Source organism: Janthinobacterium sp. JF4, from assembly GCF_059617925.1.
This window is the reverse complement of the sequence record NZ_JCAQAV010000016.1, coordinates 29194-43575: the sequence shown is the minus strand read 5'-3', so window position 1 is coordinate 43575 and position 14382 is coordinate 29194. Positions and strand designations below refer to the sequence as shown.

7 protein-coding genes are annotated in these 14382 nt (G+C 66.7%); 2 read left to right on the top strand and 5 right to left on the bottom strand.

Features of this window, described 5'->3' with window-relative positions; translation table 11 throughout:
* Nucleotides 1-394: 394 nt before the first annotated feature.
* The gene (locus AC54AF_RS14190; protein ID WP_035826880.1) at nucleotides 395-1273 is read left to right on the top strand and encodes a serine hydrolase; all 879 of its coding nucleotides are present in this window, start codon (nucleotides 395-397) and stop codon (nucleotides 1271-1273) included.
* On the opposite strand, the gene AC54AF_RS14185 is transcribed toward AC54AF_RS14190, so the two are convergent.
* Nucleotides 1274-2206, bottom strand: coding sequence for a DMT family transporter (locus AC54AF_RS14185; RefSeq protein WP_496637040.1), 933 nt, complete (start codon nucleotides 2204-2206; stop codon nucleotides 1274-1276).
* A gap of 109 nt (nucleotides 2207-2315) precedes the next feature.
* On the opposite strand from AC54AF_RS14185, the gene AC54AF_RS14180 reads away from it, so the two are divergent.
* Entirely contained in the window at nucleotides 2316-3215 is a 900-nt protein-coding gene (locus AC54AF_RS14180; RefSeq protein ID WP_496637039.1) for a LysR family transcriptional regulator, read from the top strand.
* Between the two features lie 6 nt (nucleotides 3216-3221).
* Here AC54AF_RS14180 and AC54AF_RS14175 read toward each other — a convergent pair whose 3' ends face one another.
* From AC54AF_RS14175 to recC, 4 genes are all read right to left on the bottom strand, one after another.
* On the bottom strand, nucleotides 3222-5156 hold the full coding sequence (locus tag AC54AF_RS14175) for a methyl-accepting chemotaxis protein (protein WP_496637038.1): 1935 nt from the start codon (nucleotides 5154-5156) through the stop codon (nucleotides 3222-3224).
* 156 nt (nucleotides 5157-5312) lie between these two features.
* Nucleotides 5313-7271 (bottom strand): exodeoxyribonuclease V subunit alpha, encoded by a 1959-nt coding sequence (recD, locus tag AC54AF_RS14170; protein WP_496637037.1) that lies wholly within the window; start codon nucleotides 7269-7271, stop codon nucleotides 5313-5315.
* Nucleotides 7261-10932 (bottom strand): exodeoxyribonuclease V subunit beta, encoded by a 3672-nt coding sequence (gene recB / locus AC54AF_RS14165; protein ID WP_496637036.1) that lies wholly within the window; start codon nucleotides 10930-10932, stop codon nucleotides 7261-7263. Before recB ends, recD begins: the two co-directional genes overlap by 11 nt.
* Nucleotides 10929-14348 (bottom strand): exodeoxyribonuclease V subunit gamma, encoded by a 3420-nt coding sequence (gene recC, locus AC54AF_RS14160; protein ID WP_496637035.1) that lies wholly within the window; start codon nucleotides 14346-14348, stop codon nucleotides 10929-10931. Before recC ends, recB begins: the two co-directional genes overlap by 4 nt.
* Nucleotides 14349-14382 lie beyond the last annotated feature (34 nt).

Sequence of the window (14382 nt, the reverse complement as noted above, 5' to 3'; positions counted from 1 at the left end):
ATTCAGGCATGAACGCAGTCTACGGCGCCCCTGTTGCAGGGCATAGCGCGGGGCGACGAAGCACGAAGGGGCAGGCACCAACGACGAAGGGCGCGGCGTCTGCCGGCCCCGTGCTGCCAATCTTGCTGAAATAATACGAAGTTTCCAAGACGAAATCAATAATCGCCCAACAATTTTCACTACGGCAAGATTAGCCATTTTTATTTGCCAAATCGGCCGCAACACCGCTTGTTGCGGGCCTGTACCGTAGACATCGCTTGATCTTTAATGGTATTGTTTAAGCTTGGCAAATATTGCCTCCGAGATACACGCCGCGCCCCCGCGCAGGCCTGTCCCGGATTTGCGCGCAGCGCCCTCGATGGCGCCCCAAAACTGCTTTCCCACATACGATCCCATGCTCAAAAAAATGTTCGCCGCGGTGCTGATGACGCTTTCGACAGCGGCCATCGCCGTGCCCTTCGGTTCCCAGTCGATACTGGTAGTCGAAGACGGCACAGGTAAAGTCTTGCTTGAAAAAAATTCCAACGTGGTGGTGCCCATCGCCTCGCTGACCAAACTCATGACGGCCATGGTCGTGCTCGACTCGAAGGCGAACATGCAGGAAGAGATCAGCATCGACCGCGAGGATGTCGATACCTTGAAGCACAGCACTTCGCGCGTGCCCGTGGGCGCCACCCTGAGCCGCCACGACGTGCTGCAACTGGCGCTGATGTCGTCCGACAACCGCGCCGCCGCCTCGCTGGCGCGCACCTTCCCCGGCGGCCCGACGGCGTTTGCCGTGGCCGTCAACGCCAAGATCAAGGCCCTGGGCATGCGCCAGACCGTCATCGAAGAGCCGACGGGCCTGTCGCCGAATAACCAGTCGACGGCGGCGGACCTCGTCAAGATGGCCGTGGCCGCCTCGCGCTACCCGGAAATCAGCCGCATCACCACCGATTCGAAGGACGTGATCCAGATCAAGGGGCGCGACGTGGAATACCACAACACGAACCGCCTGGTGGGCGCCAAGGGCTGGGACATCGGCCTGTCGAAGACGGGCTACACGAATGAAGCGGGCCGTTGCCTGATCATGCGCATCAAGTCGGCCGGCAAGTTCGCCACCATGATCCTGCTCAACGCGCGCGCCAATTCCGTGCGCGCCATGGACGCCGTCAACATCCGCCGCATGCTGGCGGCCGAGAACGGCATCGAAGAGCCGAAAGTGATGCGCGCCTCCGTCAGCCGGCACAAGAAGGCGCCGGCCAAGCCATCCAAACGCCGCCGCGCAAAGTAATTATTTCGCTTGCCGGTTGGTCATGATGACACCGGCTATCGTCACGGCGCCGCCCACCAGCATCGAGACGAGCACCGGCTCGCCCAGCAGCGCCGCCGCCAGCACGATGCCGAACACGGGCACGAGGTTGTTGAACACGGCCGTGCGCGACGGGCCCAGCGCTTTCACGCCCTCGTAATACCAGACAAAGCCGATCACCGTGCCGAACACGCCCAGATAGCCGATGGCGGCCCACACTTGCCAGCCGAAGCTGTGCCACGGCACGGTGGGAAATTCCACCACCGCCCCCACCAGCAAAAAGGCCAGGCCCCACATCGCCGCATACGTGGTGGCGGCGATCGGGCTCAAGCCCTTCAGCGCCACCCGGCCGATCAGGGTATAGGCGGCCCAGCTGGAAATGCCGCAGAACATGAACACCTCGCCCATGCCGATGCCGCCGCCCGTGCCGTGCAGCACGCCGGCCAGATCGCCGCGCGTGATGACGACGGCCGTGCCGCAAAACGCCAGCATGATGCCCAGCCACTTGAAGGAACCGAGCCGTTCGCGAAACAGCATGGCCGAAGCCAGCGCCGTGACGATGGGATTCAGGGCCACGAACAGGGCCGTGCGCCCCGCCGGCATGCGCGACAGGGCCGCCAGGAAGCACAGGTTGTACAGAAAGATGCCCGTCAGGCCCAGCGCCGCCGTCGTCATCAATTGCTTGCGGTCCAGGCGCGGCAAGCCGCCTTCGAGTTTCCAAGCCAGCACGACGAGCAGCAGCACGGCCACGCCGAAGCGCCCGCTGGCCGCCGTCATGGGCGGCATCTGTTGCGCCAGCACGCGCCCCGCGATAAAGGTGCCGCCCCAGAACAGGGCGACGAAAATCAGTTTCAGATAGACGAGCGGCGATTGCATGGTCGGCAAGGCGGCTGATGGCATGGAGGAAGAAGACATGGGATATCCTGTTTGACCGCTTGCGCGGCGGGTGGTGTAGATATATATTAATACTAATATCAACTCATGAAATAATGAGTAAATACTCATATCCAAAAGAAGCCACACCATGACCTTCACGCAACTGGAAATTTTTACCCTGGTGGCCGAACTGCACGGCTTTTCCGCCGCCGCCGCGCAGCTGGGCATCAGCCAGTCGGCCGTCTCGCATGCCTTGAAGGCGCTGGAAAAGGAGATGGGCGTGGATCTGATCGTGCGCCACCAGGCGTCGGCCGAGCTGACTGACGTGGGCCGCCAGTTGCTGGTGCGCGCGCGCGAAATCCTCGGCCTGTCCGAGGCCATGCGGCAGGAAGCGGCCGACGTGCTGGGCCAGCGCCAGGGCAGCCTGCGCATCGGCTCCTTCGGCCCGACGTCGTCGTTGAACCTGCTGCCGGCCATCACGGCGCAATTCCGCCAGCGCTATCCGGGCATAGCCCTGCGCATCGATGAAGGCGCCGACCATGAAGTGGTGCAATGGATACGCGAACGCCGCGTGGATGTCGGCTTCGTCGTGCTGCCCGACGAGCGCTTCGATACGGCGCCGCTGGTGGAAGACCAGATGATGGCGCTGGTGCCGCGCAGCCATGCGCTGTCCGGCGAAACGGCCATCACCCTGGCGCAATTGTGCGAAGGGCCGTTCATCATGTCCGAGGCGGGCTGCGCCTGCCTGATCGAACCGCTGTTCGCCAACGCGGGCTTGCAGCCGCAGGTGCCCTACCGCATCAGCCAGGTGATCACCATCCTCGACATGGTCAGCCGCGGCGATGGCCTGTCCATCGTCGCCGAACTGGCCCTGCCGCAGCGGCTGCGGGAACAATATCCGGAACTGGTGGCCCTGCCGCTCAATCCGCCCGTCAGCCGCAAGGTGGGTCTGGCCGTGCGCGACCGGCGCCAGAACACGCCGGCCACCAACGCTTTTTTTGAGGTGGCCAAGCAGATGGCACCGACCCTGGCGCCCCGGCGCGACTAGCAACTGCTAGAACGTTTCCCACTCGTCGCTCTGTTCCGCAGTCTTGCGGCTGACCGGCTTGGGAACCGGGCGGCTGGCGAGGCGCGGCGCGATGGCTGCGCGCGCCACGGGCCGGACTGGCTGCTGCTGCGGCGGCGCCTGCCCTTCATCGAGCTTGAACACGCCCACCACCTGCGCCAGGGTGCTGGCCTGGTCTTGCAGGCTTTCCGCCGCCGCTGCCGCCTCTTCCACCAGGGCCGCGTTCTGCTGCGTCACCTGATCCATCTGCGCGATAGCCTGATTCACCTGCTCGATGCCCGAGCTTTGCTCGACGCTGGCGGCCGTGATCTCGCCCATGATGTCGGTGACGCGGCGCACGCTGTCGACGATTTCCTGCATCGTCGCGCCGGCCTCGTCGACCAGGCGCGCGCCCGAATCGACCTTGCCCACCGAATCGTCGATCAGCAGCTTGATTTCCTTGGCCGCGCCGGCGGAGCGTTGCGCCAGGCTGCGCACTTCCGTCGCCACGACGGCAAAGCCGCGTCCCTGCTCGCCCGCGCGTGCCGCTTCCACGGCCGCATTCAAGGCCAGGATATTCGTCTGGAAGGCGATGCCGTCGATGACGCTGATGATGTCGACGATCTTCTTCGACGAATCGTTGATCGACGCCATGGTATCGACCACCTGCGCCACCACTTGCCCACCCTTGCTGGCCACGCCGGATGCCGATTGCGCCATCTGGTTGGCCTGGCGCGCATTGTCCGCGTTCTGTTTCACGGTGCTGGTCAGCTCTTCCATCGAGGCGGCCGTCTCTTCCAGCGAACTGGCTTGCTGTTCCGTGCGCGACGACAGGTCCTGGTTGCCGGCGGCGATTTCCGACGACGATACCTTGACCGATTCGCTGGCCGTGCGGATTTTCACGAGAACGGCGGCGATCTTGTCGATGAAGCGGTTGAAGGCGCCGGCGATCTGCGCCAGTTCATCCACGCCGGAAGCGTCGAGGCGGCGCGTCAGGTCGCCTTCGCCCGAGGCGATGTCGTCGAGCGCGTCGCGCACCAGTTCCAGGCGCTTGAGCATCTTGAACACCAGCAGCGACAGCAGCAGCGCCGCCAGCCCGGTCAGCAGCGCGGCCGTGACGGTGGCCGTCGTCAGCATCGTCTGCAAGGCTTGCATGGCTTCCTGCTGGTCCAGCACGACGGCCAGCAGCCAGTCGGTGCCGGCCACGCGCGTGACGTACAGCATGCCGTCGCGTTCATTCAGGCGCACGGCGTCGCTCGTGCGCGTGCTTTCCAGCCGGTTGACCTGCGCGGCCGACAGCGCCGCATCGATCTTGCCCACCGGCTGCAGGCTCAGGTCCTTGTTCGCGTGCGCGATGATGGTGCCGGCCTGGTCGACGAGGAAGGCAAAGCTGTGCGGCGTCGGCTTGATCGCCACCACGTTGGCGATCACCGTATCGAGCAGCACGTCCGCGCCCGCCACGCCGACCAGCGCCTCTTTCGGGCCGACGGGCGCCGTGAACGACACCACCAGCTTGTGGCTGGCCGCGTCCACATACGGCGGCGTGAGCATCGGCACGCCGGCCTTCACGGTGTCCGTGTACCAGGCGCGCGCCGTGGGATCGAAATCGGCAGGACGGCCCGGATGGGTAAACACGGAGCGCTTGTCGGCATAGCCGATGAACACTTCCGCGAAATCGCCGGCCTTTTCCGCGATCTGGAAGGCGCGCAGCGGATCGGGCGTCTCGGCCGACATGACAACGGACGCCATGACCTTTTTCTTGCCATCGACCCATTGCGCCAGCACGGCCGACTGGCTTTGCAGCAGCTGCTGCATCTGCTGGTCCGACGACGCCAGCATGCTGCTGCGCGTGGTGATGTAATTGGCGACCGACAAGGCCAGCATGGACAGTACGACGATGGCCACGCAAATGAGCACCAGCCGCGTGCGAAGAGAAGACAACATGATGGACTCCTGGTTCTGATTTTGACGACGAGAACAGTGCTTCTGCACCAACTACCCTGAAGTGTATTCTCACACAAAAAATGGAACATTATCACCAAATATTCGGAATACAACACATATATTTCTTTATGGAAACTGATCGCCGCGATAAATGGATCAGCCGATCAAGCCCCGCAGCCCGCTGGCCCGCTGCGTGCGGCGCAGGATCGCGTCGAACAGCACGGCCTGCGTGGGCGAGACGAGGGTAAAGAAGTCGCGCGCGCGCGTGATGCCTGTGTAGACCAGTTCGCGCGCCAGCATGGCGCCGCCTTCCTGCGGCAGCACCAGCACCGTGTGGCGAAATTCCGAGCCCTGCGATTTATGCACCGTCATGGCGAACGCCGTCTCCACGTGGCGCAAACGCGTGGCCAGCACGCTGCGCACGTTCTCGCCCTCCAGAAAGTACACGCGCAGCGAACCAGGACGCGCCGGATCGCGCAAGGTCAGGCCGATGTCGCCGTTGAACACGCTCGTACCGTAGTCGTTACGCGTGACCATCACGGGACGCCCCACATACCATTCGCTGCGGCGTATCAAGCCTTCCTTTTCCAGCCGCAGCTCGATGGCCGTGTTCAAGCCGGCCACGCCCCATTCTCCCTCGCGCACGGCGCACAGGATGCGGAACGATTCAAACCTGTGCAGCACGGCGCGCACCCAGTCGTCATGCTGCGCATACGCTGCTTCACCGGCATTCACCAGTTCCAGGTAGGGCTGATAACCGCCCGGCGCTTCCGCACGGCCGCGCAAGGCCAGGCGCAGCACGTCCTCCTGCTGCGCCGGCACGCTCCACGCCAGCTGGCCGCCGCTATCGCTGGCGAAGCAGGCCTTGGCCAGATCCGGCCTGCCGCCATTCACGGCCAGCGCCAATTCGCCGATCGGGCCGCTGAAACGGTGGCTGTGGCGCAGCATCACCGTCTGCTGCGCCAGCGCGCCGGCCGCTCCCGCGAAGGCGGGCGGAATGGCCACGCCGCTGGCCGCCTGCGCATACGCGATGGTGGCCTCCGTGTAGCCGCCCGCCTGCGCATCGTGGCACAAGTCGCCCAGCACGGCGCCCGCCTCCACCGACGCCAGCTGATCCTTGTCGCCCAGCAGGATCAGGATGGCCGCCGGCGGCAAGGCATCGAGCACGGACGCCATCATCTCCAGGTGCACCATCGACGCTTCATCGACGATCAGCACGTCGACGTCGAGCGGATTGCCCGCGTGGTGGGCAAAGGCGCGCGTATCGGGCCGCGCACCCAGCAAGCTGTGCAGGGTGCGCGCGGCGCCCATGCGCCGCGCCAATTCCAGCAGGGGCAAGGCTTCCCCGACCTTTTCCGCCAAGCCGCTCAAGGCCTTGTCGATCGACTGTTTCAGCCGCGCGGCCGCCTTGCCCGTGGGCGCGGCCAGCGCGATGCGCAGCTGCTCCGGCTGCGGCGAGACGGCAAACAGCAAGGTCAGCAAACTGGCCACCGTGTACGTCTTGCCCGTCCCCGGGCCGCCCGTGATGATGGCCACCTTGCCGCGCAGGGCGGTGGCGCACGCCACCTTTTGCCAGTCCGGGCCACCGTCCCTGGTCGGCTGGTCGAACAGGATATCGAGCCATTGCCGCACCTGCGCCAGCGGCGGATTCGTCAGATCCTGCGCGCGCACGGCGATTTTCCGGCCCACCAGGGTCTCGTCGCGCCAGTAGCGGCGCAAATACAGACGGTCGCCGTCAAGCACCAGCGGCTGGCGCACATCCGGCGCATCCACCTGCCACACCTGCGGCGCGCCGGCCAGCAGCGCGCGCCAGCCATCGGCGCTGTCGGGCAGCGGACCGGCAACGGCCAGCACGGCATGCCACAGCTCCTCGCTCCAGCCCAGCAGCTGCGACGGTTCGCTGGCCAGTTCAAACAGCATCAAACAGCTGTGCCCCCGCCCTTCCAGCTCGGACAGCACCACGCACGCCACGGCGACGGCGGGCGCATGCGGCGCCTGCTCGTCCAGGCTGGCGATGAAGCGGGCAAAGGCGGCGCTCAGACGGCGCAGATGGCCATCCTCGGCGAGCCCGTCGACATGGGTAAACAAGGCGTTCATCTGTGCGTCATGCTGCATGGTGTTCCGTTTCTTCTAACAGTTGATCGAGGCCGTCCAGCAGTTCCAGCTGCGGCGCCAGCCAGTAGCAGCCATGCGTATCCGCATTCGCAATGCCGCGCAGGAACAGGAAGATGGCGCCGCCCAGGTGTTCGGCCGGGTCATACGCATCACCGAGCCGGCTTTTCAGCAGCCGGTGCAGGGCCAGCATGTAGATGGCGCCCTGGATATCGTAGCGGTGCTGCGCCATGCCGGCCGCCAGCGCTTGCGTGTGATAGGCGGCGTCGTTGGCGCCCAGCGCATTCGACTTGTAGTCGAGCACCCAGTAGCGGCCATCCTGTTCGATGACCAGGTCGGCAAAGCCTTTCAGCATGCCGTGCAGCTGGCGCCGCGGCAGCACGGGGCGCGGCGCGCCATCGAGCAGCAGACGCGTGCACAGCTGATCGAGCGCGCCGGTGGACAAATGCTCGCTGGGGAACCAGAACTCCATCTCCGACAGGGTGCTGTCCAACTGCGACAGCGGCGCATCGAGCAGCGGCAGCGGCGTGATAGCGATTTCCCGCAGCCAGGCGATGGCGTCTTCCTGGCGGTGGCCCCAGCCCGCCCGCTCGCAGCGCACGGCCAGACGCGTAGTGAAATTGTCGTCGTGGACGCTGTCAAAGCCTTCGCTGCCCATCCACTCAAGCTGCTCGTGCAGGAAATTACCGGGCACGGAGCCGCGCGGGAAACGGTGCCATGGCGCGTCGCCCATGTGCGTCGGCGAGGTCACGGCGACAGCCGTACCGTCTTCCAGCAGGGTCTCTTCCAGCGCCCGCTGCGGCACGTGCGCGGCCGCCACGGCGCCGATCTGGCGCGTCAGCGAGGTAAAGCTGCCCACCGACCAGTCGCGCTCGAACTCGCCCGAGAACACGGGCGCGGGACGCAGCTCGGGGCGGCGCTCGATGCGGTCGAGCACCGTGCAGGCATCGGGCTGCGCCAGAGAGCCCACATAGATGGCGTCGCAGCTGCCCGCCACCTGCTGCCAGCGCAGCAGCAACTGCTCCGCCGGCAGCTTGTCGCCGCCCGTCAGCAGGTAGCCGAGCGCCGATTCATGCAAGGTATTCTCGCCCGCCTTGCGCGCCGCCTGGGCGGCCACGCCCAGCCACAGGAAGTGGCGCGCGCGCGTCAGCGCCACGTACAGCAGGCGCAAGTCTTCCTCGATGCGCGCCTCTTCGACCGCCGCCATGGCCTCGTCGGACAAGGACAGGTCGAGGCGGCGCTCGCCTTTTTCATCCGCATAGTCGAAGAAGCTGCGGTTGCGCTTGTCCACCTTGCGCGCCGTGACGGCGAACGGCAAATACACGAGCGGGTATTCGAGTCCTTTCGACTTGTGCACGGTGATGACCTTGACCAGTTCAGCATCGCTTTCCAGGCGCAGCACGCGTTCGTCGCCGCCCTCGCCTTCGCCGGCGATCTGCTCGGCCAGCCAGCGTATCAGCGCCTGCTCGCCATCGAGCTGGCGGCTGGCCGATTGCAGCAGTTCGGCCAGGTGCAGCAGATTCGTCAGCCGACGCTCGCCGCCCGTCTGCTGCAGCAGCATGGCCGGCAATTGCAGTTCGTGGATGAAGCGGCGCAGCATGGCCAGCACGCCCTGGCGCTGCCAGATCAAATGCAGGGCCTTCAGTTGCTCGACGCGGCGTTCCCATTCCAGTTCGTCGCTCGACAGGCGCGCCAGCTCGCCCAGCGACAGGCCGATGGTGCGCGTGGCAAACGCGGCGCGCGCCAGCCCCCCGTCGAGCGGATTGGCCAGCGCCGCCAGCCAGCGCAGCACGTCTTGCGCTTCCTCGCTGTCGACGACGGAATCCTTGTCGGACAGGTAGACGCTGGCGACCCGGCGGCGCGCCAGCGCGCGGCGGATGGCCGCCGCTTCCTTGCGGTCGCGCACAAGGATGGCGACATCGGCCGGCTGCAGGCGCGTGAAACCGTCGGGGCCAGCGAAACCGGCTTGCGCATCGCCCAGCATGGCGACGATGTGTTCGGCGCAGTGCTGCGCGAAATACTCGCGGTAGCTGTCGCCGCGCAGTCCGTCATCGCTGGCGCAGGCGGCCAGCAGCGCCGGCAGCGGGCCGCTGGCGTTCACCAGCTGTTCGGCGCGGCCCTTGGCGGCGACGGCCTCGAACGGCAGCGGATTCTCGCCGTTCTTCCGGTAGCGGAAGGCGCCAGACGGCACCTCGTCGCGCTCGGCGTGCAGGAACAGCTGGTTGACGGCCGCCACCAGCGGCGCCGTCGAGCGGTAGTTGGTGCCCAGCTGGTAGTGACGGCCCGTGGTGGCGCGCCGCGCCGCCAGGTAGCTCTGGATGTCGGCGCCGCGAAAGCCGTAGATCGACTGTTTCGGGTCGCCGATCAAAAACAGGCCCAGCGCCGGATCGTTGTCGGCGATGCGGTACAGCAGGTTGAAGATCCGGTACTGGGCTGGCGCCGTATCCTGGAATTCGTCGACCATCGCCAGCGGGTATTGATCGATGATGCGCTGGCGCAGCGCTGCGCCGTTTTCGCCCGCCAGCGCGTCGTGCAGGCGCTGCAGCATGTCGGCAAAGCCGAACTGGCGCGACTGGCGCTTCAATTGATCCATGCGCCGCGCGATGGCCGCCGCCGCATGCAGGTGCAGCTTGTGCGCCAGCGGCGTCAATGCCGCCAGGGCGATCCCCAGCGCCTCCGTATGCTCGAAGCACTCGGGCACCTGCGCCGTGAAACTCTTGGCAAACGCATCCTCAATGCCGAACGGCGTCAATCTCTCCCACGCCTTGGCAGTAATCGCAGGCTGCAGCAACAGCGGGTCCTGCGCCCAGCGGCGCAAGCCGTCGAACCACTTCGCCAGGTTCTCCGGTTTCATCTTGACGCCGTTAAAACACTTGGGATTGGCGGCGCGGTGGTCGTTGATCCACGCGGCCATCCGGTCCACGCGCTCGACCCAGCCCGCCTTCAGCGTGGCCAGCTGCGCGGCCAGCGCCCGCTGTTCGCGCGCGATCAGCGCGGACAACGGTTCTTCGTGCGCCATGCCCATGATGTCCGCGCGGCGCGCCAGCTCGCGTGCGCCTTTCTTCAGCGCGTCGACGTCGGGCCAGCAGGCCAGCAGCACGTCGAGCGCCTGCGGCGGCAAGGGATAGACTTGCTGGCGCCAGTAATCGTGGGCCGCATCCTCGAACAGGGCTTGCTCGTCGCTGACCAGTTCTTCGTCGAACAGGCTGCCGCTGTCGAACGCGTGCTCGCGCAGCATGCGCTGGCACCAGGCGTCGATGGTGAAAATGGCCGCTTCATCCATCGTCTCGGCGGCCAGCATCAGCCGGTGCGCGGCCTTTTGCCGCTCGCTCTCGTCCGGATAGGATTCCAGCAAGGCGTCGAGAAACGGATCGCTGCCGCCGGATTCCATGCCAGACTCGTGACGAAAATACGCGGCCGCCTCGATCAGGCGCTCGCGCACGCGGTTCGACAATTCGCGAGTGGCGGCGCGCGTAAACGTCATCACCAAAATGTCGGCCGGCAGCAGCGGCCGTGCAAAGCGGCTGTCGCCGTCGCCGTGTCCCAGCACGAGGCGCACGTACAGCGCGGCGATGGTCCAGGTTTTACCCGTGCCGGCCGAGGCTTCGATCAGGCGCGAGCCGTGCAGCGGGAACGCCAGAGGGTTGAGCAGATGGCTCGTCATGGTTCTTCTCCCGCGCCATCTGCCGGCGCGCTGATAGGGTCGATCGTGATGTGCTGTTGCAGCCAGTCGGCCAGCGGGCCATACAGCTCGCGCGTGCAGTCTTCCCATGCCTCCTCGGCGGCCAAGGCGGAAAACTCGGGCCACAGGCGCGCCAGGCACAGTTCCTCGCGCTCGCCAGACAGTTCAAAGCCGCCATCGTAGACGGCGCGCGGGTCGCCCTGCTGCACCAGCGCCAGGCCCGTCTTGCACGCCGTGGGCAGCGGATGGTTCATGCCTTCGCGCCACAGCGCCAGCAAGGTGGCCAGCGCCGCGCGCGACGTGGCCGGATCGAGCGGCGCCATGCTAACGATGGCGTCGCGCGCCACCAGATAGCCGGTGACGGGAAAGCCGAGGGCGGCGGCGGCCAGCTGGCGCAGCCACATCAGCATCAGCTTGTCGCCGCGCGCCAGGCCGCCCTTGTCCGTCACCTTCGAGGAAATCTGCATCAGCCAGGCCGTCTCCTGCCCGTTGCTGCGCAATCTGTCGAGCCAGTCGTCGATCTGCAGCTCGCCATACGGCAAGTTGATGGCGCGCTTGTCGGCCGCCTGCGGGAACGAGGCGCGCAGTGACAGCCACGCGCTGCGCACGGGCACCAGCGCCTCGACCAGCTGCGCCTGCACTTGCTGGCCGATCAGGCCGATGGGCAGCACGCCTTCGCGCGCCAGCTTCCCTGCGCGCGCTTCCAGGCTGGCGCGCACGTCGCCCGCCGCTTCGACGGCGCCGCCGTCATCGAGCATGGTGTCTTCCAGCAGATAGCGCTCGAGCGCATTCAGGCCGAACGGCTCTTCATCCTCGCCCAGCATGGCCGCGTCGGAAAAATACACGCTCAAGCGGCGGCGGAAGAAATATTTGACGGGCTGGCGCAAAAAGCTGGCCAGTTCGCCCAGTGTCAATCGCGTGCCGGGATCGAGCTCGTAGGGGCCCAGCGGCGGCACGGCAGTCTGCGCCTCCGCTTCCGCATGCGCCACGCGCCATTCGCGTGCATAGGTCAGCAAGCCATCGGCCTCGAAATAGCGGCGGCTGAACGGCTGCAGCGCGTGCTCGGTCGTCAGGCTTGCCAAATGCCGGTCCAGCGACCAGCCTGCGGCCAGGTAGTCGCGCAGCTGCGACACCAGCACGGACGGCGGCTGCTCGGAATTGTCGCGCACATTGCGCCCCACCCAGCTCACGTACAGCTTGTCGCGCGCGGCCAGCAATGCTTCGAGCATCAGGTAGCGGTCATCGTCGCGGCGCGAGCGGTCGCCCGGACGCGCCATGCCGGGCAGCGCCAGCAAGTCGAAATCGGCCTTTTGCGCGCGGCGCGGGAAGTCGCCATCGTTCATGCCCAGCAGGCACACGACGCGGAACGGCACGGCGCGCATCGGCATCAGGGTGCAGAAGGTCACGCCGCCGGAGACAAACTGGTGGTTCAGGGTCGGCTCGTCCAGCGCACCCAGCCACGCCACGCGCAGCACCGACAGCGGCATCGGTTCGACAAAGCCCGCATGCTCGCAGGTTTCCAGCCAGCCTTGCAAGGCGCCTTCCAGCTGCGCCAGGGTCAGGCGGTCGCCCTCGTCGTCGGCGTCAAAAAAAGCGGCCAGCAGCGCGCGCGCCTGCACGCCCCATTCGGCGGGCGCGCGCGCGCCGGCCAGCACGTCGCGCCAGTGCAGCAGCGCCTCGACCAGCTGCGCCAGCGAGCCCGCCAGCGCCGCATCGAGGCCGCCCACTTCCGCATACGGCTCGATGCCGCCAAAGCTGGCGCCACTGCCGCTGGCATAGCCGAGCAGCATGCGCCGCACGCCGAAGATCCACGCATTCTGCTCGCCGGCGGCGCCCAGGCCCAGGCCGGCGCGGTGCTGCTGGTCCAGGCCCCAGCGCACGCCGGCCCCTTCGATCCAGGCGCCCAGGGTGGCCAGGTCGTCCGGCTGCAAGCCGAAGCGGGCCGCCAGCGCCGGCACGTCAAGCAGGTCGCGCACTTCGCTCTGGCGGCAGCGCTGCTGCGGCAACTGCAGCAGCCACTCGAGCGCGACGAGCAGCGGATTGACGCTGCGGTCCTTCACGTCGCCGATCTCGAACGGGATGAAGCGCTCGTCGTTGCGCCGGTACTGGCCGAAGACGGCGTGGATGGCGGCCGTAAACGTGTCGATGTCGGGCACCATCACCACCACGTCGCGCGGACGCAATCCCGTCTCGGCGCTGTGCGCGAACATGGCCAGCAGCTGGTCATGCAGCACTTCCACTTCGCGCTGCACGCTGTGCGCCACGTGAAATTCGATCGAGCGGTCGGCCGTATCCGGCGGCGTTTGTTCGTGTTCGGCGAGCGGACGCAGTTCGCGGATGGCCACCTGCACCTGCTGCAGCAGGGTCTCGCCCGTTTCCTCGCCAAACAGGTCGACGCGCAGGCTGTCGTCGTGCCCCTCGGCTTGCGCGTGTTCGTCGAACTCGTCGAGCATGCGGATGAAATCGCGCCCTTGCCTGCCCCAGCTGGCCAGCAGCGGGTGGCTGTGCGCATGCAGTTCTTCCAGCGGAATCTGCGCCAGGTCGGTGCCGTTGCGCTGCCGCTGGCGCTTGTTTTGCGCGCGCAGCAAGTCGCGCCCGTCGATGATGTCGCCCCAGTAGAACTGGCACGGGTTGGGTACGGCCAGCACCACCTGCGTGTGGCGCGCCAGCGCGGCCAGCGCCTGCAAGGTCTGGTACGGCAGGGCCGACACGCCAAACAGCACCACGCGGCGCGGCAGCTTGCCCACCGGCGCCTCGCCGGCGGCGATCGCCGCCAGGAAGGCGTCGTGGATGTCGGCGCGGCCCGTGTCGCGCTCGAACGGTTCCACGTCGGCAGCCACGGCGCGCCACAACTGCGCCTGCCAGCGCTGGTCTTCCTTCAAGACGATAGCTTCATTGCGCGCCGTGCGCAGCTGGTCGCGCCCGGCCGCCCAGTCGGCCAGCCAGTCGGCGCGGTAGACCTGGTACTGGTCGAACAGGTCGGCCAGGCGCTCGGCCAGCTGCAGCCGGCGTTCGCAATCGCCATCGGCAAGGAAGTAGCGCAGCGGCGCAAAGACGGGGTCGGCCAGCAGGGACGGCAACAGGCGCATCAAACGCCAGGTCAGCGGGGATTTATCGAACGGCGACACGCGCGGGACGCGCTCGCGCCCCAGCATGCCGCGGTAGCTTTCCCACAGCAGGCGCGCCGGCAGCGCGATGCGCGTGGCGGCGCACACCCCCATCTCCTCGGCCAGGGCGATCTTCAGCCACTCGGCCACGCCGTTCGACTGCACCAGGAAGATGTCCGTTTCCAGGGGGGCCAGCGGATGCTGGCGCAGCCACTGGAAGACGGCGGCGCGCAGCTGTTCCAGCTGGTTGCCGTGCAGGATGAGGAGGCCGGGCGTGACGGGAGTATGCATGCTGATCCGATGGGTTGCCGCGCCTCGGGCCGGG

Bases quoted from the DNA above. Each gene is read 5' to 3' on its own strand.
- recD (WP_496637037.1), bottom strand. From the start codon at position 7,271: ATGCAGCATGACGCACAGATGAACGCCTTGTTTACCCATGTCGACGGG.
- AC54AF_RS14175 (WP_496637038.1), bottom strand. From the start codon at position 5,156: ATGTTGTCTTCTCTTCGCACGCGGCTGGTGCTCATTTGCGTGGCCATC.
- AC54AF_RS14190 (WP_035826880.1), top strand. From the start codon at position 395: ATGCTCAAAAAAATGTTCGCCGCGGTGCTGATGACGCTTTCGACAGCG.
- recB (WP_496637036.1), bottom strand. From the start codon at position 10,932: ATGACGAGCCATCTGCTCAACCCTCTGGCGTTCCCGCTGCACGGCTCG.
- AC54AF_RS14180 (WP_496637039.1), top strand. From the start codon at position 2,316: ATGACCTTCACGCAACTGGAAATTTTTACCCTGGTGGCCGAACTGCAC.
- recC (WP_496637035.1), bottom strand. From the start codon at position 14,348: ATGCATACTCCCGTCACGCCCGGCCTCCTCATCCTGCACGGCAACCAG.
- AC54AF_RS14185 (WP_496637040.1), bottom strand. From the start codon at position 2,206: ATGTCTTCTTCCTCCATGCCATCAGCCGCCTTGCCGACCATGCAATCG.